At 60.4% G+C, this 22,762-nt stretch carries 21 protein-coding genes; 14 read left to right on the forward strand and 7 right to left on the reverse strand.

The features are described from left to right. Nucleotides 1-40: 40 nt before the first annotated feature. On the reverse strand, nucleotides 41-865 hold the full coding sequence (locus J3P77_RS08865; RefSeq protein WP_434681168.1) for a TatD family hydrolase: 825 nt from the start codon (nucleotides 863-865) through the stop codon (nucleotides 41-43). A gap of 176 nt (nucleotides 866-1,041) precedes the next feature. On the opposite strand from J3P77_RS08865, the gene J3P77_RS08870 reads away from it, so the two are divergent. From J3P77_RS08870 to greB, 5 genes are all read left to right on the forward strand, one after another. Beyond that, nucleotides 1,042-2,472: a transglycosylase SLT domain-containing protein gene (locus J3P77_RS08870; RefSeq protein ID WP_434681170.1), complete on the forward strand. Its 1,431-nt coding sequence runs from the start codon at nucleotides 1,042-1,044 to the stop codon at nucleotides 2,470-2,472. A 101-nt stretch (nucleotides 2,473-2,573) separates the two neighbouring features. After that, nucleotides 2,574-3,008, forward strand: a complete 435-nt coding sequence (locus tag J3P77_RS08875) for a DoxX family protein (protein WP_434681172.1) — start codon at nucleotides 2,574-2,576, stop codon at nucleotides 3,006-3,008. 240 nt (nucleotides 3,009-3,248) lie between these two features. Further along, nucleotides 3,249-3,557, forward strand: coding sequence for a class I SAM-dependent methyltransferase (locus J3P77_RS08880; protein ID WP_434681174.1), 309 nt, complete (start codon nucleotides 3,249-3,251; stop codon nucleotides 3,555-3,557). Between the two features lie 147 nt (nucleotides 3,558-3,704). Further along, complete coding sequence (locus J3P77_RS08885; protein WP_434681932.1) at nucleotides 3,705-3,977, forward strand: hypothetical protein; 273 nt, start codon at nucleotides 3,705-3,707, stop codon at nucleotides 3,975-3,977. Nucleotides 3,978-4,010: 33 nt separating this feature from the next. After that, a complete protein-coding gene (greB, locus tag J3P77_RS08890) occupies nucleotides 4,011-4,487 on the forward strand; it encodes a transcription elongation factor GreB (RefSeq protein ID WP_434681176.1) in 477 nt (158 codons plus the stop codon). An 87-nt stretch (nucleotides 4,488-4,574) separates the two neighbouring features. On the opposite strand, the gene J3P77_RS08895 is transcribed toward greB, so the two are convergent. Next, the gene (locus J3P77_RS08895; RefSeq protein WP_434681177.1) at nucleotides 4,575-7,091 is read right to left on the reverse strand and encodes an ABC transporter permease; all 2,517 of its coding nucleotides are present in this window, start codon (nucleotides 7,089-7,091) and stop codon (nucleotides 4,575-4,577) included. Next, on the reverse strand, nucleotides 7,091-7,774 hold the full coding sequence (locus J3P77_RS08900; protein WP_434681179.1) for an ABC transporter ATP-binding protein: 684 nt from the start codon (nucleotides 7,772-7,774) through the stop codon (nucleotides 7,091-7,093). The genes J3P77_RS08895 and J3P77_RS08900 overlap by 1 nt, the downstream gene beginning before the upstream one ends. 10 nt (nucleotides 7,775-7,784) lie before the next feature. Here J3P77_RS08900 and J3P77_RS08905 point away from each other — a divergent pair, with 10 nt between their 5' ends. The 3 genes from J3P77_RS08905 to J3P77_RS08915 all read left to right on the forward strand — a co-directional run bounded on the left by J3P77_RS08905 (nucleotide 7,785) and on the right by J3P77_RS08915 (nucleotide 9,775). Then, the gene (locus J3P77_RS08905) at nucleotides 7,785-8,390 is read left to right on the forward strand and encodes an arylesterase (protein WP_434681934.1); all 606 of its coding nucleotides are present in this window, start codon (nucleotides 7,785-7,787) and stop codon (nucleotides 8,388-8,390) included. Nucleotides 8,391-8,446: 56 nt separating this feature from the next. Beyond that, complete coding sequence (locus J3P77_RS08910; RefSeq protein ID WP_434681180.1) at nucleotides 8,447-8,728, forward strand: hypothetical protein; 282 nt, start codon at nucleotides 8,447-8,449, stop codon at nucleotides 8,726-8,728. Nucleotides 8,729-8,809: 81 nt separating this feature from the next. Next, nucleotides 8,810-9,775, forward strand: coding sequence for a L,D-transpeptidase family protein (locus J3P77_RS08915; protein WP_434681181.1), 966 nt, complete (start codon nucleotides 8,810-8,812; stop codon nucleotides 9,773-9,775). A 782-nt stretch (nucleotides 9,776-10,557) separates the two neighbouring features. On the opposite strand, the gene oprI is transcribed toward J3P77_RS08915, so the two are convergent. Continuing rightward, on the reverse strand, nucleotides 10,558-10,809 hold the full coding sequence (gene oprI / locus J3P77_RS08920) for an outer membrane lipoprotei OprI (protein ID WP_002553018.1): 252 nt from the start codon (nucleotides 10,807-10,809) through the stop codon (nucleotides 10,558-10,560). Nucleotides 10,810-11,440: 631 nt separating this feature from the next. Between oprI and J3P77_RS08925 the strand changes: the two genes are divergently transcribed. Next, the gene (locus J3P77_RS08925; protein ID WP_434681183.1) at nucleotides 11,441-11,722 is read left to right on the forward strand and encodes a GNAT family N-acetyltransferase; all 282 of its coding nucleotides are present in this window, start codon (nucleotides 11,441-11,443) and stop codon (nucleotides 11,720-11,722) included. 81 nt (nucleotides 11,723-11,803) lie between these two features. Here the strand turns inward: J3P77_RS08925 and J3P77_RS08930 are convergent, their stop codons facing one another. Next, nucleotides 11,804-12,880: a 3-deoxy-7-phosphoheptulonate synthase gene (locus tag J3P77_RS08930; protein WP_434681184.1), complete on the reverse strand. Its 1,077-nt coding sequence runs from the start codon at nucleotides 12,878-12,880 to the stop codon at nucleotides 11,804-11,806. A 245-nt stretch (nucleotides 12,881-13,125) separates the two neighbouring features. Between J3P77_RS08930 and J3P77_RS08935 the strand changes: the two genes are divergently transcribed. The 3 genes from J3P77_RS08935 (at nucleotide 13,126) to cysB (ending at nucleotide 15,253) form a co-directional block, all read left to right on the forward strand. After that, entirely contained in the window at nucleotides 13,126-13,461 is a 336-nt protein-coding gene (locus J3P77_RS08935) for a thioredoxin family protein (RefSeq protein ID WP_434681185.1), read from the forward strand. A 168-nt stretch (nucleotides 13,462-13,629) separates the two neighbouring features. Beyond that, nucleotides 13,630-14,124 (forward strand): universal stress protein, encoded by a 495-nt coding sequence (locus J3P77_RS08940; RefSeq protein WP_434681186.1) that lies wholly within the window; start codon nucleotides 13,630-13,632, stop codon nucleotides 14,122-14,124. A 154-nt stretch (nucleotides 14,125-14,278) separates the two neighbouring features. Continuing rightward, on the forward strand, nucleotides 14,279-15,253 hold the full coding sequence (gene cysB / locus J3P77_RS08945) for an HTH-type transcriptional regulator CysB (protein ID WP_434681187.1): 975 nt from the start codon (nucleotides 14,279-14,281) through the stop codon (nucleotides 15,251-15,253). Nucleotides 15,254-15,320: 67 nt separating this feature from the next. Here the strand turns inward: cysB and J3P77_RS08950 are convergent, their stop codons facing one another. Together J3P77_RS08950 and pabB are read right to left on the reverse strand one after the other, a co-directional pair. After that, complete coding sequence (locus J3P77_RS08950; protein ID WP_434681188.1) at nucleotides 15,321-16,058, reverse strand: phosphoadenylyl-sulfate reductase; 738 nt, start codon at nucleotides 16,056-16,058, stop codon at nucleotides 15,321-15,323. A gap of 193 nt (nucleotides 16,059-16,251) precedes the next feature. Then, complete coding sequence (pabB, locus tag J3P77_RS08955; protein WP_434681189.1) at nucleotides 16,252-17,595, reverse strand: aminodeoxychorismate synthase component I; 1,344 nt, start codon at nucleotides 17,593-17,595, stop codon at nucleotides 16,252-16,254. 382 nt (nucleotides 17,596-17,977) lie between these two features. Here pabB and J3P77_RS08960 point away from each other — a divergent pair, with 382 nt between their 5' ends. Further along, nucleotides 17,978-20,254 (forward strand): autotransporter outer membrane beta-barrel domain-containing protein, encoded by a 2,277-nt coding sequence (locus J3P77_RS08960; RefSeq protein ID WP_434681190.1) that lies wholly within the window; start codon nucleotides 17,978-17,980, stop codon nucleotides 20,252-20,254. A 216-nt stretch (nucleotides 20,255-20,470) separates the two neighbouring features. Then, on the forward strand, nucleotides 20,471-22,411 hold the full coding sequence (locus J3P77_RS08965; RefSeq protein WP_434681191.1) for a hypothetical protein: 1,941 nt from the start codon (nucleotides 20,471-20,473) through the stop codon (nucleotides 22,409-22,411). Nucleotides 22,412-22,762 lie beyond the last annotated feature (351 nt).

Below are 22,762 nucleotides of genomic sequence, written 5' to 3' on the forward strand. Positions count from 1 at the left end.
TCAGTCATTGAAGAATGGATTGATACCGGTCAAGGGAAGCTCAGATTTCCTCGGCCTGATCGTCGGGGATCGGCAGCCCGAAAAACGCACGCGCGCAGGCAGTGGTATGAGCGGCCAGATCGGCTTCGCTTTCGTGGCGATGCAGTGCCACCTCACGCAGCACTTCGGTCAGGTACGCCGGTTCGTTGCGGCCGTTTTTCGGCTTGGGGCGCAGGCTGCGCGGCAGCAGATACGGTGCGTCGCTTTCGAGCATCAGCCGCCCGCGAGGGATGTTGTGCACCAGCGGATGCAGGTGAGTGCCACGGCGCTCGTCGCAGATCCAGCCGGTGATGCCGATGTGCAGATCCATGTCCAGATAACCGAACAACGCGCGCTGCTCGCCGGTGAAGCAATGCACGACCGCGGCAGGCAGCCGGTCGCGGTAGTCGCGCACAATTTCCAGCAGTCGCTGGCTGGCATCACGTTCGTGGAGGAAAACCGGCAACTGCAGTTCGACCGCGAGAGCCAGGTGCGCTTCCAGAACCTTCTCCTGTTGCGGGCGGGGAGAGAAGTCGCGATTGAAGTCCAGACCGCATTCGCCCACCGCGCGCACGCGGTTTTCCTTGAGCAGAGCGCGCAGCTGTTGTTCGGTTTCGCCAGTCCAGTCGCTCGCCGAATGAGGGTGGATGCCGGCGGTGCTGAACAGCCGCTGACCGGTTTCGTCCAGCTCATGGCACAGTTGCAGCGCCTGTTCGCTGCCCTCGACGCTGGTGCCGGTTACCACCAGTTGCGCCACGCCCGCAGCGTAGGCTCGGTCGAGGACCGCTTGTCGTTGCGCGGCGAAGCTTGCGTTGGTCAGATTGACGCCGATGTCGATGAGTTGCATGGTGCTACCTCCAGCCGAAGGCCGCCGAGCATAACAGAGCCTGGGGCGGAACAAGAAAACCCAATACGTTCAACGAGTTGAATTCCATATTCGGTGAATTCAGCGCCGATCGACGCGGCGACCGCTGTCGATCAACCCGTACTTTTACCTGTCCGGTGTTTCCTGTGGAGGAGCGAATGTCCCGAACCGCACTTGCCTGCCTTGTCTGTTTGCTGGCCCCTTTATCCGCCACCGCGTTAGCTGCCACCGCGCCTATGGCCGGGCCAGAAGCGGTCCAGCACACGACCCAGGTCCGTGACCTTGATGCGATCCGCGACAAGCAAGTGCTGCGCGTGCTGGTCAACCAGAGCCGCAACAGCTCCGGCGGAGTGGAAGGCCAGGAGATCGGCGTCGAATACCAGCGGCTGCAAGCGTTCGAGCACTACCTCAATGCCCAGGCCGGCGCCGGCCGCAAGCTGACTTTCAAGATCATCCCCAAAGCCAAGAATCAGCTGCTGACCGCGCTTGAGAGAGGCGAGGGGGATCTGGTGGCTCCGGGTGAACTGCTCGACGCCACCCAGAGCGAAGACGTTCAGGCCAGCGAACCGATTGTTCGAGACGTGGCGCTGGTGCTGGTCGGTGTGCGTGGTCAGCGCAGCCTCCGTCATCTTGAGCAGCTGTCCGGCCGGACCTTGAGCCTGCCGACCGGCAGCGCCGCGGACGAAGCCCTGCACAAGCTCAACAGGCGCCTCGAACTGCGCAAGCTGCCACCGGCGAAAATAGAATGGGTCGACCCCAGCCTCGCGGTCGAAGACGTGCTGGAGATGGTCCAGGCCGGCATCTACCCGCTGACTCTGGTGGAACAGCCCATTGCCGAGCGCTGGGCGCGGGTCATGCCGCGGCTGCGTCTGGACCGTGGTCTGGTCGTCAAGACCGAAGGTGACATCAGTTGGTTTGTACGCAGCGACGCCACGCAGCTGCGCGCCAGTGTCGACGGTTTTCTCGATGGCTACAAGCCGGTGGATGGCCGGGATGATGCATTCGCGAAGGCCTACAAAAACATGTATCAGGTCAATAATCCGCTGGTGCGCGGCAACATGGATAAGCTTGAACAGCTGCGGCCCACGCTCCAGCGCCATGCTGATGCGCAGGGCATCGACTGGCTCGACCTGGCGGCGCTTGCGTTCAAGGAATCGAAGCTGAACCCCGGCGCCAAGGGCAGCGGCGGCGCGACGGGGCTGCTGCAGATTACGCCGTCGGCCGCCAGACGGGTCGGGGTCGCTAATATTCAAAACACTGAAAACAACGTTCAAGCCGCAGCGCGGTACATGGCGCTGATCCAGCGCAAGTTCTTCTCCAGCGCCAGAGTCAACGAACGCGAGCGCATGGCCTTTGTGCTCGCGGCCTACAACCTGGGGCCCGAGCGAGTTCAGCGCATGCGCAAGGAAGCCAGAAAGCGCGGGCTCAATCCGAACCAATGGTTTTTCCAGACGGAGCGGATCGCCATGGAGCAGGGTGGGGCGAACGTCGTCACTTTCGTCAACAGTGTGAACAAGTACTACCTGGCTTTCGACCGGCATCGCGACAGGCTGGAAAAGGACAATGAGGACTACGCCATCCGGAAGTGATCGGATTATTCGATTGGTATGCTGCGTTTTTTGCCATTTTCATATTGGCTGATTTGATTATGATGGCGCCACTTACTTAATCAATGACGGAACGCTCCACCATGAACACATCGATCAAAGCACTGCTCTCCACCCGCGCCGGGTACGGCCTGACCGTTCTGCGCGCCATCGTGGGCATTATCTTCATTGCCCACGGCAGCCAGAAACTGTTCGGCGCGTTCGGCGGTTACGGTCTGGAAGGTACTGGCCAGTACATGGAGAGCATTGGTCTGACCCCGGGTTATCTGATGGCCCTGCTGTCCGGCAGCGCGGAATTCTTCGGCGGTGTCGCCGTATTGATCGGCCTGCTGGCCCGGCCTGCCGCAGCGGTGCTGATCCTGCTGCTGGCGGTGGCGATCTTCTCGGTGCATATCAGCAACGGTCTGTTCATGTCCAACAACGGCTACGAGTTTGCGCTGGCGTTACTCGGCGGCAGCATCGCGGTGCTGATCGAAGGCGCGGGCAAGCTCTCGGTGGATCGCGTCATCGCCAAGTGACAGGACACTCGATCCCGCAAAGGCCCGCCAAGTGCGGGCCTTTTCACACGCGGCTTTCGTGTCAATGACATTTGACAAGCCGTCCGTCGCTTCTCTAGGATGCGTGCTCAAGCGCCGATTTAACAACTACTTGCGGGGCGCCGGGCAGGGCCAGACTCTGTCGAAATACCGCTAAAACGTTGGTTCGGTGTTGCCTCTCACCGCTGCCCAGCGGAGCACATGAGGCTGAGACAATCATCCATGAACAACCTGCGCCCCCTTCTTCGCCTGTCCCCGATCAGCACGGTCATGTCCCGAAAGAACCCCAGGATTCTGCTCGGCGGTACCCATCAGCCAACGCTGCTGCGTTACCTCGACGGCTGGCCCCGTCGTCGTAGCGGCCCTTGCGCGTTTCTGATCAAGTTTGTCGATAACGAGCAGTCGCTGGCGCAGTACCGCGATGATGAATTCGACCTGGCGGTCATTCAGTCACCCGCTCCAGAGCAGGTTGAAGAGGTCATTCGCAATTTGACGCGCGTCGCTCGCCAGGGCCTGATCACGCTAGGCTGACCGCATCGGTCTCGCAGAAGGCATTATGCTGGCCCACATTGGCCGAACACGTTGACACAATCCCTGCCTTATCAAAGGATTAGGTGATTTTGCATGCGTGTCCTGTTCAATGCCGTGGTCTGCGTGGCGCTGGTGGTTCTTTCGTCTATGGCGCACGCGCGTAGCGCCACCGAGCAACGTTATGTGTGTAACTGGGGCGCGGATATTGCCAAGGGCGCACAGGCTTCGAAGTTGTCCGGCGTCACGCGCTATGGGGCGCGCCAGCGCTTGCAGGCTCGCAAGTTCGCCAAGAGCTGGATGCGCCCCATGGCACTGGGCATCACCGAGCAGACCTATGACAGCCCGTCGAGGCTGAAGCCCGATAGCGTCAGGAAGATTTACTACGACGGTTGCATCAAACACGAGCTGGCACGTCGCTAGCCGTTGGCGGATTGGAGCGCAGGGTTAAGCAATATGTCGAGTACCAAGATCATCACCCAGGAAGGCTTCGACGCGCTCAAGAAAGAGCTGGATTATCTATGGCGCGAGAAGCGCCCCGACACCACTCAGAAAGTCACCTGGGCCGCGTCCCTTGGGGACCGCAGCGAGAACGCCGACTACCAGTACAACAAGAAGCTGCTGCGCGAAATCGACCGGCGCGTCCGCTACCTGCGCAAGCGCCTCGAAGACATGCGCGTGGTAGCTTACTCGCCCGAGCAGGAGGGGCGTGTGTTCTTTGGCGCCTGGGTCGAGATCGAGAACGAGGATGGCGAAACCAAGCGCTTTCGTATCGTCGGCTACGACGAAATCTACGGCCGCAACGACTACATCTCCATCGACTCACCCATGGCCCGCGCGCTGCTAAAGAAGGAAGTGGGCGACGAAGTGATCGTCCACACTCCTGGCGGCGAAGTGCTGTGGTTCGTGAACAGCATTACCTACGAAAAATGATGCTCCATAGGTAATGCGCCTGTACCGGCCTTTCGCGGGCAGGCTCGCTTCTGCCCGCAGGGCGTGGGAGCCGATCACGCTGTCCTTTCATCCCTCGCGCAATACCGTCAACGGGCTGGTGTTCAGTGCTCGCCGGGTACCGAATACGCCAGCGCCGCCGACCAGCAAGGCCCCGATTACCGGCAACAGAAGCAACCACGGATGCGGTGTCCACGCCAGCGAGAAAGCGTAGCGATACAGGACGAAGCTCACCAGCTCGCAACCCAGTGCTGCCAGCAATCCGCTGGCCGCGCCGAGCAGACCGAACTCGATCCGCCGCGACTTGATCAGCAGCGCTCGTTCAGCGCCAAGCGCACGCAACAGCGCACCCTGGCGGATGCGTTCGTCAAGCGTGGCCTGCAGACCCGAAAAGAGCACCGCGATACCCGCCGCCAGCACGAACAGCAACACGAACTGCACCGCCAGCGTCACCTGATCCAGAATGCTGCGCACCTGCGCCAGCAGCGCTTCGACGCCCAGAATGCTGATCGCCGGGAAAGCCCTGGACAGCTCGACGATCTGCCGGTCCTGACCTGCCGGCAAATAGAAGCTGGTCAGGTAAGTGGTTGGCAGATCAGCCAGAGTGCCCGGCTGGAAGATCATGAAAAAGTTGGGCTGGAAGGTGTCCCAATTGACGTCTCGCAGACTGGTGACCACCGCCTCACGGGTCATGCCGCCAACGATGAACCCGAGACGGTCGCCCAGCTTGATCTGCAGACTCTCGGCCAGCTCGGTTTCGATGGAAACACCGGGTGCAGCGTCTGCTGGCTGTTGCGCGCCGGGAGCCTGCCACCACTGCCCGGCAGTCAGGGTGTTGCCTTCGGGAAGGTCGGCGGCCCAGGTCAGACTCAGGTCACGACGTGTCGCATTTTCGCCGCGCGAATCCTTAACCACGAACTGACCCACCGGCTCACCGTTAATGCTGGTCAGGCGACCGGGCACTACGGGGTAGAGCGGGGCGGCGTGAGTGGAAATCCGGCTCAGGGTCTGCGCGAAGTTTTCCTTGTCCGAAGGCAGCACATTGAGCACGAAATAGTTCGGCGCGTCCTTGGGCAGCTGGTTCTGCCAGGTGTCGAGCAACTCGCCCCGCAGCAGCGCGATCAAGCCCATCGACAGCAGGATCAGGCCGAAGGCCAATGACTGTCCGGCAGCGGCCAGCGGGTAGCGCAGCAATTGACCCAGGCCCAGACGCCACGGCAGGGAAGCGCCGGACAACAGACGGCGCAGGCTGTTGAGGCCTGCCAGCAACAGGCTGCCGAGCAACAGCGCCGCAACCACACCGCCGCCCAGCAGGGCGAAGGTCAGCATCAGATCCAGGCTCAGACGCCACATGATCAGGCCGAGTGCAAACAGGGCTGCGCCGTATACCAGCCATGAACTGGCGGGAATCGGCAGCATGTCACGGCGCAGCACGCGCAATGGCGGCACCCGACCCAGAGCGGCCAGCGGCGGCAGTGCGAAGCCGGCGAGCGCTACCAGTCCGGTGCCCATGCCGGCCAGAGCCGGAAGCAGGCCGCCAGGCGGAACGGTAGCGGGCAGCAAGTTCTGCAACAGAGCGAACAGGCCCAGCTGCGCGACCCAGCCCAGCGCCGCGCCGCTCAGGCTGGCGAGCAGCCCGATGATCGCCAGTTGCAGGCTGAACAGCGTCAGCGCCTCGCCGCGAGAAAGGCCAAGGCAGCGCAGCAAAGCGCTGGCATCGTAGCGCCGGGCGGCGAAGCGCGCCGCTGACAGGGCCACCGCCACACCGGCCAGCAGCACAGCAACCAGACTCGCCATGTTCAGGTAACGTTCGGCCTTGCCCAGCGCGCCGCCAATCTGTTGGCTGCCATCGCGGGCGTCTTTGATTTCCTGATGCGGTTCAAGCCCCGGCTCGACACTCTTGCGATACGAGGCAAGGATTTCGGGCGATCCGCTCCACATTTCCCGGTAAGTGACCCGGCTGCCGGGCTGCACCACGTTGGTGGCGGCCAGGTCCTGCTGGTTGATCATCACCCGGGGCGTCAGGCTGTAGAAGTTGCCGGCGCGGTCCGGCTCGTAGGTCAGCACGCGGGTCAGCTTGAGGGTTTTGGCGCCGACGTCGATGTCGTCGCCGACCTTGAGGTCCACCGCCGCGAACAACCGGGCCTCCGCCCAGGCGTCACCGGGTTTCGGTCCGCTGCCAGCCTGCTCGGTCTGATACAGGTCGGGCGCGCTTTTCAGCTCGCCACGTAGCGGGTAGGCGTCGTCTACGGCCTTGACGCTGGCCAGCTGGATGCCTTTGTCGGTAGCGATCACGCTGGAAAAGATTACGATGCGCGCGTGGTCGAGCTTGAGTTGTTCTCCCGCCTCGACCTGTTCGGCACGCGCAGGGCTTGAGCCTTCTAGAATCAGATCAGCGCCGAGAAACTCAGTGGCGCGCAGCATCATGGCGCCGTTCAGGCGTGCTCCGAAGTACCCGATGGCGGTGCTCGCGGCGACGGCTACCAGCAGGGCGAAGAACAGTACGCGCAATTCACCGGCGCGGGCGTCGCGCATTAATTGGCGACCCGCCAGGCTCAGCAGTCGAAGGAAGGGCAGGCGTGCCATCAAGGCTCCAGAGGGGCAACCAGTCGGCCCCCTTCAAGACGAATCAGACGGCGGCAGCGGTGGGCCAGGCGCTCGTCGTGGGTCACCAGAACCAACGTGGTCTGACGTTCCTTGTTCAGCTCGAACAACAGATCGCTGATGCGCTCGCCGGTGTGGCTGTCCAGATTGCCCGTGGGCTCGTCGGCGAACAGCACGTCGGGGTCGGCGGCGAATGCGCGCGCAATGGCGACGCGTTGCTGTTCGCCACCAGACAACTGACGCGGCGTGTGGGTCAGGCGTTTGCCCAGGCCCACGCGTTCGAGCAGGGTGCGGGCCCGTTCGCGAGCGTCCTTGCGGCCCTCCAGCTCCATTGGCAGCATCACGTTTTCCAGAGCGTTGAGGCTGTCGAGCAACTGGAACGACTGGAACACGAAGCCGACATGTTCTGCCCGCACCCTGGCGCGCTGGTCTTCATCGAGCTGGCTGAGGTTGCGCCCCGACAAAGTGACAGCACCTGCACTGGGCAAGTCGAGGCCGGCGAGCAGGCCCAGCAGCGTGGATTTGCCGGAACCTGAAGCGCCGACGATGGCCAAAGTGTCGCCCTTGTTCAGTTCCAGGGAGAGTTCGTGCAGGATAGTCAGGTCACCTTCGGTGCTGGGGACTACTTTACTGAGGCTTTGGGCACTGAGAATACTTTCACTCATGGAGAATCCGATGCGTGCGTGGTTTTTAAGTGCTGGCCTGGGGTTGCTGCTGCTGTCACAGGGCGCAGTGGCGGGCACGGTGTTGATCGTTGGGGATAGTATCAGCGCGGCTTTCGGGCTGGATACCCGTGTGGGTTGGGTCAGCAAGCTGCACGAGCGTCTGCGAAAGGAAGGATACGACGACAAGGTGGTCAATGCGTCCATCAGCGGCGACACCAGCGCCGGAGGCCAGGCGCGGCTGCCCGCGCTGCTTGCAGAGCATAAGCCGGAGCTGGTGATCCTCGAATTGGGCGGTAATGATGGCCTGCGCGGACAGCAGCCGGCCCAATTGCAACAAAACCTTTCTTCGATGATCGACGCTGCCCGTGGGGCCGGTGCCAAGGTGCTTTTGTTGGGTATGCGCATTCCGCCCAACTACGGGCCGCGCTACACCAAGGCCTTCGAGGAGGTCTACAGCACCTTGGCCGAAGAGAAACAGGTGCCGTGGGTACCGTTTTTCCTGGAAGGGGTGGGCGGCGTGCCGGAGCTGATGCAACCCGACGGGCTTCACCCGGCTGCGGCGGCACAGGACAAGTTGCTGGAAAATGTCTGGCCGGCCCTGAAACCGCTGCTTTGAGGCTTTTCCGGGCGGGGGCTTTCGGATAAGGTGGCGCCCCCGATCTGGAGCCCCCCATGCCGCGTCCCGCCTGGTCCCTTTACGCCTATCAATTACTCGAGCCTGACGAACAGCTCGACCTGTTCGCTTGCCAGGAAATCCGGGTGCATGTGATCGCGCGTCAACTGGAACTGGGCGGCTCGGTCGACCGTACGTTGTGCGGGACGCTGCTGCCGGCGCAACCGCAACTGACCTCGGTCGAACCGCAGGCGATGCGCGACGAGCGTCTGTGTCCATTGTGCAAGGCGATCCTCGACGCCCAGCGACGCGGCATGAACCCGATCTGGCCGGAGCTGTAGGGTCGATCTCCCCGATCATGCGGCGGCGGTGTACACTTCGAATCTTTCCCATTTCCCCGCTTACCCGAAGGATTTCCCAGGATGTTGTCGCGCCTTCCAGCCGTTACCCGCTGTCTGTCGCTTGCTGCTTTGTGTGCGGCGGGCTCTGTCAATGCTCTGGAATTCCCGTTGCCGCCACCGGGTGAGGACATCATCGGCGAGGTGCAGGTGGTCAAGGCGAAATACGAAGACACCTTCGCCGACCTCGGCACCCAGTACGACCTGGGCTATCTGGAAATGATCGCTGCCAACCCCGGCGTCGACCCCTGGCTGCCCGGTGCGGGCAAGGACATCGTGCTGCCGACCCGTTTCATCCTTCCGCCGGGTCCGCGGGAAGGGATCGTCATCAACCTGTCCGAATACCGCATGTACTACTACCCCAAGGGTCAGAACGTCGTACACACCTATCCGCTGGGCGTCGGGCGCGAAGGCTGGGGATCGCCCATCGGCGTGACAAAGATCACCGCCAAGACGCCGAATCCGACCTGGACTCCGCCAGCGTCGATCAAGGCCGAGCACGCCGCTGACGGCGACCCGCTGCCCAACGTCGTACCCGCCGGCCCGGACAACCCGCTGGGGCCGTTCAAGTTCGGCCTGGGCCTGTCCGGGTACCTGATTCATGGCTCGAACAAAAAGTTCGGGATCGGCATGCGCACCAGCCATGGCTGTTTCCGCATGTACAACAACAACGTCCTTGAGCTGGCCGACATGGCACCGGTGGGCACCACCGTGCGTATCATCAGCGAGCCTTACAAGTTCGGCATCAGTGGCGGCAAGGTGTACCTCGAAGCCCACACCCCGCTGGACGATCTGGGCAACCCGTCGGTGGTCGACAAGCACACTGCGGTCATCAATGCGCTGCTCAAGCGTGAAGATCTGGCCAACAACCTGCGTATGAACTGGGATCTGGTGCGTGACGTGGTGGCGGCCGAAGACGGCATGCCGGTGGAGATCGCGGTGCCGGCTGCGGCTACCACGGCGAGCGATGCGCCGGTGATGTTTCAGTAAGACTTTTTTGCGACGGCTTGGCGGACAAACGGATCGCCGCCCGCCGGATCGCCGTCCGAAGGACGACCGTGCGGCTGCTCCTGCGCTATCTTGCAGGCGGCGCAAAACGCGACTTGTGCAGGCCGAGCGGAGGCGTTGCGCTGGGGGAAACGAGCCATGGATGGCGAGTTAGCGCCGTAGGGCCAGGGACGGCCCATCGGCGCGGCCCCCGTAGCAGCGCCGGAGGGAGGGAACCCCGAAGGGGCCGGAACCAGGAGCAAATGGTTTTCCCCCCTTTTGCCAAAACAAAAGGGGGTCGCCGTAAAGGCGAAACCGGTAGTGGCCGTTATGCAGCATTCGGATCTGCATTCAGTCTTGTATGCGCTGTTACTGGCTAAGCGTCGGGCTTGAGATCGCTTTGCGCCTTTACGGCGCGTCACTTTGGTTTTCGGCCAAAGTAACCAAAGCCACTGCTCCGGGTTGGGCCCCTTCGGGGTCCCCTCCTTCCGGCGTCGCTCCACCGGGCCGCGCCGATGGGCCGTCCCTGGCCCTGCGGCGCTGGCTCGGCGTCCTGCCTCGCTCCCCGGCTCCGCGACACCTCCACTCGGCCTGCACCAACGTCGCGATTGGCGGTGTCCGGGCTGACGATGTGAGGGCTCATTTTGCAGGAGTGACCGGGCTCATCAGAGGGTAATGAAAGACAGTTGGCTCCCATGGGGATGTCAGGTGCCTTTAGCTGCGTTTCCAGCAGGCAAAAAAAAGCCGACCCGCACAAGCGGATCGGCTTAGATAATCCCGGGGGATTACTTGCGGCTAGCCTTGTCCAACATGCGCAGAGCGCGCTCGTTGGCTTCGTCAGCAGTTTGCTGAGCTTTTTGAGCAGCAGCCAGAGCTTCGTCAGCCTTGCGGTAGGCTTCATCGGCACGAGCTTGCGAACGAGCTGCTGCGTCTTCGGTAGCTGTCAGACGAGCTTCGGTTTCTTTGGAGACGCTGCTGCAACCGGTGGCCAGAACTGCGGCCAGAGCCAGAGCAGAGAATTTCAGAACGTTGTTCATCGTGTTCCCCTTCAAGGACTTATTCTTCATGTTAGTCACCTCTCGAAACTGAGAAAATGACCGGCGTACATAGTACCCATTGTTTGTAGTAAGTAAACTGACGAAGCGCAAGAAGTGAACAAATTTCTTGGGTTTGAAAGAGTTCCGCGTTACTTCTCATGCAGTCTGTCTAAAAACTATCCACCTTGCCGCAACCATCCTGGATACACGCCTGACCACTACGTGAGCCCCAAGCCCTTGCGGGTTGCCAGCCCTTGCAGTCCGGGCGATGGCGGTTCCATGCGCGGCAACGCGTGCCCGATGTAACGCCTTCGTACCGCCCCTGTGCCGCGACACACCGACGGATCCGGAAAACTGCAGTGGCTTGCACTCTTTGCAGGCGTTTCAATCGACAACATGCGCAGCGATCTGGTTCAACAGCCTTGCTGATCAGATGTTCGGTCGTGCCTTTTTATGCTTGCGCCGCTTGAGCATATTCACTAATGACGCCTACTATTCACAGGTGCTCTTGATTGGAGATCAGCCATGCTCTTCTCGGTGTCAAAACAGGCACGGGGTGGCGTAGATGTTCCTTCGCCGGGAAAAGATCGGTAAGGTAGGGGTCCAATTCCAAGACCCGCGAGGAGTAGCGATGAGCGAGGCGTTGTCCATCCACCATGATCAGACCGGCCATCAGTTCGAAGTCAACATAGACGGGCACCGTGCCTACCTGACTTACATGGACCTGGGTAAGCAGACCCTGGATTTCTATCGGACGTTTGTTCCCGATGCGCTGCGGGGTAAAGGCATAGCGGCGGCGCTGACCAAACGCGCCCTGGATTACGCCGACAGCATAGGCTACACCGTGATTCCTTCCTGCTCTTACGTGGAGCGTTACATGGAACGTCATCAACGCCAGGCCGCGAAGATCTGAGCCAGAAAATCTGATTCAGAACATCCAGACACCATGAAAAACGCCGGGCTAATGCCCGGCGTTTTTCATTGCAGGGACCGGTCAGCCGCGCTTGCGCTTGGGCAACACGTCCTTAAGCTTGGCGTGCATGCTGCGCAGGGTAGTTTCGGTGCTTTCCCAGTCGATGCAAGCATCGGTGATCGACACGCCGTACTGAAGCTCCGACAGATCCTTGGGAATGGCCTGGCAACCCCAGTTCAAATGGCTTTCAACCATCAGGCCGATGATGGAATTGTTGCCTTCCAGAATCTGGTTGGCGACGTTTTCCATGACCAGCGGTTGCAGGGCAGGGTCCTTGTTGGAGTTGGCGTGACTGCAGTCGACCATGATATTGGGGCGGATACCGGCCTTGTTCAGCGCCTGCTCGCACAGAGCGACGCTCACCGAATCATAGTTGGGCTTGCCGTTGCCGCCGCGCAGCACCACATGGCCATAGGCGTTGCCCTTGGTGGTCACGATCGACACGCCGCCTTCCTGGTTGATGCCCAGGAACCGGTGCGGGCTGGAGACCGACTGCAGGGCGTTGATGGCGACGGTCAGGCCGCCGTCGGTGCCGTTCTTGAAGCCAACCGCGGAGGACAACCCGGATGCCATTTCCCGATGGGTCTGGGACTCGGTGGTGCGGGCGCCGATGGCCGACCAGCTGATCAGGTCCTGGAGGTATTGCGGAGAAATCGGGTCCAGGGCTTCGGTTGCGGTGGGCAAGCCCATTTCAGCCAGGTCCAGCAACAGTTGACGTCCGATGTGCAAGCCATCCTGGATCTTGAAGGAGTCATCCAGATATGGGTCGTTGATCAGGCCTTTCCAGCCGACGGTGGTACGCGGCTTTTCGAAATACACGCGCATGACCAGATACAGCGTATCGGAGACTTCGGCGGCCAGTGCCTTGAGGCGCTCGGCATATTCTTTGGCAGCCTTAAGGTCGTGGATCGAGCAGGGTCCGATCACGATGAACAGGCGGTGATCGTTGCCGTCGAGGATGTTGCGGATCACTTCGCGACCCTTGCTGACGGTATGCAGCGCAGCATCGGTAAGCGGGATCTCGCGCTTGAGCTGATCAGGCGTGATCAGCGTCTCGTTGGAAGCGACGTTCAGGTCGTTAATCGGTAAATCAGCCATCGTGTTACTCATCATGTCACGGATACGGGGCGCCAACGGCAACCCCTTGCGGCGGTGCCCGGCAGGTTTGAGCGCAGCGGGGAGCCGAACCTTAGCGCGTTAACCCGTGTTTCGACAATGGGCAAACGCGGGTCGGGATACGGGCCGTGGCGCGGGGACTACGGGCGCGGTCGCGATCATGAAGCTCGATTTGCAACCGGCGTTCAGGGCAAGGATAGTGTACGGCCATCATTGAGGGTGAATTCTTGGATCAGTTGCAGTTGACCGACTTCGATATTGACCACCAGTTGCTTGAGCTCCCCGGCACTTCGCTGCTGATCTTTACCAGCGCGGGCTGCGCCAGCTGCCGGTGGGCCCGCGAGCACTTGCCGCGCCTGGACCTGATCGTCGATCGGCTTTGCTGGGTGGACGCGCAAGAAAGCGGCGGTGCGGTGCAGCGCTACGAGGTTTTCCATCTGCCGGCGCTGTTCGTGATACGTGACGGCGAGTTTCATGGTGCGATCCGCGCGCCATTGATCCAGGGCGAGCTGAACGTCTCGGTGCGGCGCGCCCTGAGCGAAACGCCGGACGACCTGCCTTGAACGTACACAAACGGCCCGCTCTCATGCCATTTCCGCTGCTGGTCGAACCCGGCCCAGCCACTAATTAATATCCTGAATGAGACGGAGCGCAACTTCCTTGCGAGCCCGGTGTTTGACGCGCTGCTAAGCTCAATCAGTCTCCGCCATGTTGGCAGTCCGGGAGGTCGTATGATTCGTTCAATGCTGTATGCCACAGATCTCGGTCTGTACGAGCCTTATGTCACGCAGCATGCGCTGGCTCTGGCCCGCACTTTCAGTGCCGAACTCTATGTCATTCACGTTGTTGAACCCATGGGTCTGTTCGCCGAATCGGTGCTGCAGAGCTATCTGGGCGAGGATGCCTGGCACGATCTCCATAGCAGAGGCGTAGGTGCGTTCATGGATGGAATAGAGCAACGGATGCTAGACGGGTTTCGTGAAGAACTGGGTGAAGGCAACAAGGATCTGTCTTTCATCCGCACAGTGCGAGTCGTTCAGGGAGAACCTTCCAGTGTGATTCTTGAGCAGGCCCGAGAGCTGGCTGTGGATTTGCTGGTTGTGGGTAGTCATACCCACCAGGCGAAAGAAGGCGAGTCGATTGGTCGTACGGCCGCCAGGGTTTTACAGCTTTCCGAAGTACCGGTCTACATGGTGCCCATGATGCAGAACAGAGGGCGAGGGTAAGGCGGCGGATCGGCCAGTGGTGCTTTTTTATGAAAACGAGCGTGTAATCGCCTCTTAAAGGTGATAAAAAGTTCTAGCAGTATTCATCGCACCATTAATCCAGTTATATACCGTCGCTGATGCCCCTAGGGTTTATCTGCTTTGAGGGATACATATGAAGCTCCAACAACTGCGCTACATTTGGGAAGTGGCGCACCACGACCTCAACGTTTCCGCGACGGCACAAAGCCTCTACACCTCTCAGCCCGGCATCAGCAAGCAGATCCGCTTGCTCGAAGACGAGCTGGGCGTCGAAGTCTTTGCCCGCAGCGGCAAGCACCTGACCCGGGTCACGCCGGCAGGCGAGCGCATCATCACCACGGCCGGTGAGATTTTGCGCAAGGTCGAAAGCATCAAGCAAATAGCCCAGGAATTCTCCAACGAGAAGAAGGGCACATTATCGATTGCCACCACTCACACGCAGGCGCGCTATGCCTTGCCGCCTGTGATCAGTAATTTCATCAAGCAATATCCGGACGTTGCGCTGCACATGCATCAGGGCTCGCCCATGCAGATCGCCGAAATGGCGGCTGACGGGACCGTGGACTTCGCCATCGCCACCGAGGCGCTGGAGCAGTTCGGGGATCTGGTCATGATGCCGTGTTATCGCTGGAACCGTTGCGTCGTGGTCCCTCAGGGTCATCCCCTGACCAAGGTGCCGAAGTTGACGCTGGAACTGCTCGCCGAATACCCGATCGTGACCTACGTGTTCGGGTTCACCGGCCGTTCCAAGCTTGATGAAGCGTTCAGTCATCGGGGCCTGGTGCCCAAGGTCGTGTTCACCGCCGCCGACGCGGACGTGATCAAGACTTATGTGCGGCTGAATCTGGGAGTGGGTATCGTCGCCAGGATGGCGGTGGACGAGGAATTGGACAGCGATCTGGTGATTCTCGATGCCAGCGAACTGTTCGAATCCAGTGTCACCAAAATTGCTTTCCGTCGCGGGACCTTCCTGCGCGGCTTCATGTGCGACTTCATCGAGAAATTCGCCCCGCACCTGACCCGTGAAGTCATGGCCAAGGCGATCCATTGCCATAATCGACAGGAACTGGAAGAGCTGTTCCAGGACGTTGAACTGCCGGTGCATTAGAGAGCAGCTGTAAGTTGCAAGCTACAAGCTGCAAGCTAAAGCGTACGCTGCAGCTTGCAGCTTGCAGTCAGCCCTGACGCGCAATCAGATTGCCTGCGTGCAGCCCGCATTCCTTCTGCGTCGACTCTTCCCACCACCAGCGACCTTCACGTTCATGCTGATTCGGCAGCACCGGACGCGTGCAGGGCTCGCAGCCGATACTGATGAAACCGCGCTCGTGCAGGCTGTTGTATGGCAGTTCAAGCATGCGGATGTAACCCCAGACTTCCTCGCTGGTCATCTGCGCCAGCGGGTTGAACTTGTAAAGGGTGTTTTCCGGCGTGGAGAACGCGGCGTCCACTTCCAGTACCGCCACCGCACTGCGGGTGCCGGGGCTCTGGTCGCGGCGCTGGCCGGTCGCCCAGGCTTTTACACCCGACAACTTGCGGCGCAGCGGCTCGATCTTGCGGATGCCGCAGCACTCGCCGTGACCGTCGCGGTAGAAACTGAACAAGCCTTTTTCCTTGACCATAGGTTCGAGCAGACGCTGGTCGGGCGTCATGATCTCGATGTCGATCTTGTAGTGATCACGCACCTGCTCGATAAACCGGTAGGTCTCAGGATGCAGGCGGCCGGTGTCCAGGCTGAACACCTTGACGTTCTTGTTGAGTTTCCAGGCCATGTCCACCAGCACTACGTCTTCGGCTCCGCTGAACGAGATCCAGAGATCGTCGCCGAAGTGTTCGAAGGCCAGTTTCAGAATGTCCTGGGCGGACTTGTTGGCGTACGTCGCCGCAAGTTCAGCGACGTCGAAGGGTTGGCTCATCAGGCGGCTTCCTAATACAGATTGGCGCTTCAAGCGCTCGTAGTGACGGCTATGGTAACAAATCCGTGCTTTCTATTGTGTCAGCAGCCTTCGCCAGCGAGCTGGCTCCTACAGGTGAGTGAGCTGCGCCGCGATCGTGTAGGAACCAGCTTGCTGGCGAAGACGTCCTCGCAGACACCAACAGAATCGAGCTCTACAACCCTTCGAGTGTTTCCATCAACACCCTGACTTTAGTAAAGGTCTCCTGATATTCGGCCTCGCAGTCCGAGTCGGCCACGATGCCGCCGCCGCCCCAGCAGGAAATGCGACCGTCCTTGACCAGCAGGCTGCGGATGGCAATAGAGCTGTCCATTTCTCCGCGCACGTCCATGTACATCAACGACCCGCAATACAGACCGCGTCGCGTAGGCTCCAGCTCGTCAATGATCTGCATGGCCCGGATCTTGGGCGCGCCGGTGATCGAACCGCCAGGAAAACTGCCGGCGATCAGGTCCAGCGCATCGCGATCCTGCGCCAGCTCGCCGGTCACGCTGCTCACTAGGTGGTGCACGTTGGGGTAGCTCTCCAGACTGAACAGCTCTGGGACTTTCACCGAGCCGATCTTGCAGTTGCGGCCCATGTCGTTGCGCAAAAGGTCCACGATCATCAGGTTTTCGGCGCGATCCTTGGGGCTGGACAGCAGCTCTTGCGCGTAGGCGGCGTCTTGAACCGAGTCGCGTCCCCGTGGACGAGTACCCTTGATCGGGCGCGTTTCGACATGGCCCTCGCTGACCTTGACGAAACGCTCCGGCGACAGGCTCAGAATCGCGCCGCCATCGGGCAACGACATATAGCCCGAAAAGGGCGTGGGGCAGGCCGCTCGCAACGCGCAGTACGCGGCCCACGGATCGCCCTCGCACTCGGCCTGGAAGCGCTGGGCAAAGTTGACCTGATAGCAATCGCCGGCCTGAATGTAGGCCTGGATGCGCTCGAAGGCCATGCGGTAGTCGTCGCGGGCGGTGTCGGCGTGGAACGCTGACGTCAAGTGGAACTCGGCAGGGTCGTCGCCCGCGGGCCGAGTGAATAGCTCAAGTAGACGCCGAGCCTCCCCGGACGCCAGCGAAGGATGGCACATCAGCTGGGTCGTCTGCGCTTGGTGATCGGTGATGACTGCCCAGGCATAAAGCCCGATGCAGGCGTCGGGCAAGCGCAGATCGTCAGCAGCCTTGTCAGGCTGCTGCTCCAGCCGGCGTCCGAAATCATAAGCCAGATAGCCCAGCACGCCACCGGCGAAGGGCAATTCACTGTCCCTGGGTAGCCGTGCCTGGCCCAGTCGTGCCAGCCCGGCGCGGAGACTCTGGAAATACTCGTGGCCGGTTTCACCGGGGGCGGCCAGCCACTGCTGCAAAGGCCACGCGCTGACGATATCGAACCTGCCCCGCAGGGCTCCGGGCCGCCCGCTGTCCAGCAGAATGGCGCCAGGCGCATGCCGGACTCGGGCAAAAAGGTCGGCCGGAACAAGCGCATAAGGCAATGGGGATAGCGAGCAGATAGGCATCGGTGCATGTCAGTCAGGATCAAGCCGCCAATTGTAATGCGGCGTACGTCCGGCCTCCTAGTGGCGCGGTGAGAAGAGTGCGCTCTTTAGATGAATCAGACAGGTATCGATCACTGCGATAAGCGCAAACCGCTATATCCGTTCAAGTTAAAAGCAAAAATTTGCCAACTTTATGCTCGTGAGTATTGATTTGAGGATTTGTTGTTACTAATTGATTGGATCCCGAGGTTTATTGCACTTTGTCCGAGTAAGACAGGTACTACAATTTCGTGGGACGTTTCCTACAGAGAGTTAGATTGAAGATTGCTAGTCTTCCGCGACCGTCTGATAGGCCGCGCGTAAAAACTGGCCGCAGACTTCTTAATAACTGGCAGGACTATGAATGAACCCTTCGAATGGCTTTGTATTGAACCCGCTGGCGCGCTTGCTGCGTCGTACCTCCATCGCTTCTTTCTTTCTGATTTCCCCGTCATACGCGTTCTCCGCTGATTTCACCCAGATCGTCGATAATCGAGAGGCGACGGTAACGTCCAATAGTCCGGTCAATAACTGGGTGGTGCGCAACAACGGGACGCTCAATGCCAACAATGCCAGGACAGGATTCGTCACTGCCACGCGTTCCACGTTGAACTTTACCGGCACTTTCGTGGACGGGACCGGCGCCCCGGAGGCGATGGGAATCAACGAAAGTTCAACCGCGACGCTGGCGGGTGTCACTATAAGTGGGGCGGAAAGAGGCCTGGTGTTGTTTCTGCGAGACGGCGATCCGGCCAATGGCAACGACGTAACGGTAACCAACAGCACGATCAGTGGCACCTCCCGAGCCGTGTCGACGTCCGGATACAATGTGCTGAAGATCAGCGGCAGTACGCTGAGCGGTACAGGTCAGAACGGGGTCGGTCTGGAAGATTTCGGCTCGACAGTGACTGTGACGGGCAGTCAGATATCGGGTGTACAGAACGGTGTCCTCCTGCGCTGGGCCGGCCCCGGCTACCGGGCGCACTCGCTGACGCTGGACGGCACTAGTGTGACGGGTCAGACAGGCCCGGCCATCTGGGCGAGGGGGTCGGGGAGCGGGGTCGATCCATCCGTGATCAATGTGCTCAACGGTTCGACTCTTACCGGCGGTAACGGCGTGATGGTGGACGTCGATAACACCAATGTCGCCATGAATGTGGGCAACAGCGAGCTGAGCGGTAATCTTCTGGTTCGTAATGGTGGTCAGGCGGCCTTCGCCTTCGACCAGGCACGCATGACCGGCGACGTGATCGCTGAAGCAGGAAGTAACGCAAGCGTCACGCTCGCCAACAGCTCGGTGCTGACCGGCCGTCTCGAAAACGTGGGCAACCTTGCGGTCAATAGCGCTGCGCAGTGGGTAATGGTGGAGGACTCGTCGGTCGCCAACCTGACCATGGCAGGCGGTGCGATCAAGATGGGCGCGCCCGATGCGTTTTACCGGCTGTCGGTGGAAAATCTTTCGGGTAACGGCACTTTTCTCATGGACGCCGATTTTTCCCAGGGCACGGTCGATTTCCTCGACGTGACCGGTACCGCCACCGGCAGTCATTCGTTGCTGGTAGGTGCCACCGGCGCGGACCCTGTCGCCGATTCCTCCCTGCACGTGGTGCATACGGCGGCGGGTGACGCGCAATTTTCCCTGCTCAACGGTCCGGTGGACATGGGCACGTACACTTATGAGCTCAGTCAGAGCGGCAATGACTGGTACCTGGTCAACAGCGGCAAGGTCACTCCCGGCGCCAGTGCAGTGCTGGCCCTGTTCAACACCGCTCCGACCGTGTGGTACGGCGAACTCTCGACTTTGCGCAGTCGCATGGGCGAGCTGCGCATCAGCGGCGCGCAGCCGGGTGGCTGGATTCGTGCCTACGGCAACAAGTTCGACGCCAAGGCCGCGTCCGGTGTCGGCTATCAACAAACCCAGCAAGGCCTGTCTTTCGGTGCCGACGCGCCCCTGCCGTCAGGCGACGGACAGTGGCTGGTGGGGCTGCTGGGAGGCTACAGCAAGTCGGACCTGGACCTTGATCGCGGCACGTCCGGTAAGGTGAACAGCTATTATCTTGGCGCCTACACGACCTGGCTGGATCAGAACACTGGGTACTATTTCGATGGCGTGCTCAAGTTCAACCGATTCCGTAATGAGGCCGATGTCAGCATGAGCGACGGTACCGAATCCAAAGGCGACTACGATAACTATGGCGCGGGCGCTTCCGCGGAGTTCGGCAAACACATCAAACTGGGCGACGATTATTTCCTGGAACCCTATGCGCAGTTGTCGGGCGTGGTCATACAGGGCAAGGACTACGCGCTGGACAACGGTATGCAGGCCGAAGGCGACCGTACCCGTTCGCTGCTGGGCAAACTGGGTACGACCGCAGGGCGAAACTTCGATCTGGGCGAAGGCACAGTAGCGCAGCCTTATGTGCGTGCCGCTTATGTCCATGAGTTTGCCAAAAATAATGACGTGGAAGTCAATAACAACGTGTTCAATAACGATTTGTCCGGCTCTCGGGGCGAGCTGGGCGCGGGTATCGCAGTGTCGATGTCGGACCGTCTGCAACTGCACGCCGATTTTGAGTACAGCAATGGCGACAAGCTCGAACAACCCTGGGGGGCTAACGTGGGCCTGCGCTACAGCTGGTAGCACACCGACGTGTGAAGGGAAGCTCAGGCTTCCCTTTTTTATGGGCTGAGTTTATGGGGTGGGTGTGATGGCAAAAGGCTGCCAGTCGGTTTTGCCAGTGCCCGGCTCCCGCCCGGCTCTTTACAATGACCTGTGCCCGTACCCGGCGGAAGTCACCGAGGTCGCATGGATGCTGGCAGTCTTCTACAAACGAATCACAGGGAAGGAGATTCAACGATGATTTCACAAAATATGCAGCAGGACGCCGATGCCAGGCAAGCGGCAAGAATGGCGCGAGTGAACACAGCGAACAAGGGCCGCCAGGGGCCCTCGTTGCCCGCGCCACTTGTTCCGGTGGCAATTGCGGACTATGACGGATTACTTCCTGCGCAGGCATTGCAGGCTGATCTTGTGGTAAAGATCCCGCAATGGTCATCAGAAGGCGCCTCCACCGATGATACGGACACAGTGGAGCTGCGCCTGGAGGATGGCGACGGAGTACCTAAATATATAACCAGTAGGCGTTACACCTATCCGTTCGACCCTGATGCGTTTCCGACTCCGATTGAAATCCCACAGGCCGATATCCCCGCCCAAGGCACCTACTTGCTGAAGTACACGGTCCACGCGTGGAACAACAACCCCAGTTTTTCCAGTCCTACCCCGATAATCGTTGACAGGCAGCCGCCTTACTACAACCCCGGGCACCCGGCCACGCCAGCCGACATCATCGTCCCCGTTGATGTGGTGACTGACCAGTATCTGGCGGAGAACGAAAATGAACTGGTTTGTACGCTGCCTGGCTACCTCGACAAGGCGCGCGGCGACCAGGTGAGCGTTTACCTGGGGCTGGACATACCCGAAGACATCGACGTCGTTCCCGTCGTCGGGCCTATCGACGTACCAGACGATTTGCAGATTCACATCCCTGGCTCGGCAATACAGCAACGGGCGGACGGCAAGAACCACATCCTGTATTGGCTCAACGACAGAGCGGGCAATTTCAGTGATATTTCCGCTCCCGCCGAAGTCGACGTGCAGCTTGGCGTCATGCCAGGCGGGCTCCAGCAGCCCGTGGTCCCTCTCGCCCCGATCAGTCGTCTCGATGCACTGGCACCTGTCGAGGTCGAGATTCCGGCATTTACAGGTCCGGATAAAGTCACAATCAAAGCGATCTGGGGAGCGACGCCTCTCCCCGAGTTAAAACCAGGACCCGCCCCCCATTTCCCGCTCAGGATTAGTGTGCCCTGGTCCACGCTCAAAAATGGATATGATTTTAACGGCCCGGCCGCACAAACCGTACGCGTGAGTTATCAGGCCTGGCGCGGGCCCTTGGCTTTCCCCGAGGCAGGGGCATTGTTCAAGGACGTGGAAGTCGACCTGTCGTTTGTCGGCCCGGTCAACCCCGACGAGCCGGATCCGGTCAACCCTGACTTGCCTGCGGTGCATTTGACCAGCTCCACGGGCCAGCGTGACAAGCTGACCGTCGCGGACAAGGGCCAGCCGGCAAAAGCGAACGTGCTGCTTCATGAGTCCCCGGTCAACGAAGAGATCATCGAGTTGTATTGGCGAGACGTTGTGGTGGATCAGTTCACCGTCAATGGGCAAACCGAAGGGTATGACATTGAGTTCAACATCGCCTGGGAAGACTTGCTGGCAGGCGGTAACGATGGTGCACTGCCTATGACCTACATCATTCGTGGCAAGGACAGCGTCAACTACCAGCGCTCGCCCACGACGCCTGTGGATGTCGATATCGTGACCATCGATCTGGACAAGCCCACCTTTCCGACCATCGATCCTGACGTCAACATAATCAACTGCAGCTCTTTGGATTGCGATACCCAGGCGTTGCCAGTACACATTCCAGGCAACAGCACTCACCTGAAGGACGGCGATGAGATTCGGCTCGACAGCCAGGGCTTCGATAACACCGGTAATCCCGTCTCAGGTACCGAGTTCTCGTTGAACTACACGCTGCAGCCAGGAGAGGCGGCTTCGGGGGTTACGCTCAGGATCCAGCCCTATGCCGACCACGTACTGCCGATCGTAAATGGAAGGATCGTAGCCCGGTACACCGTCGAGATTGGCGGAACGCCTATCGATTCCCAGGTCGCGAATGAGCGTGTATCGCTTACGTTGCCTGGAGAGGGCACCTGTCCGATCAGGCCTTGTTAGCAGGCGTTGCCGCTCCAGGACATTCTGTCTATCAGCGCCGGTCCGGAGGTTAGTGGTTGGAGCGGCTCGTCCATAACCGAGTGGCGCTTCGCGAACGAGCGGAGCGCCACTCGGCCGTGTCCATCCAAAGCATTCACCTTGATGACTCCGGGACCTGGAACGCGTTGTGACGATGTTTGGTCCTTCAGACCATCGCCAAGCGTAGCGGCGCATAGCGTGCTGCCAGCCGGGCCATTACGAGCCGAAGCCGGAAACCCCGCTCGGATCTGATCGGGTTGATGAGGGGCGTGGAGCGGTGACGGGGTGGGTGGATATGCCGTAAATAGCCAAAGGGCAGGGCGGTGTCATCAC

Source organism: Pseudomonas sp. R1-18 (assembly GCF_051132095.1).
Lineage (GTDB): Bacteria > Pseudomonadota > Gammaproteobacteria > Pseudomonadales > Pseudomonadaceae > Aquipseudomonas.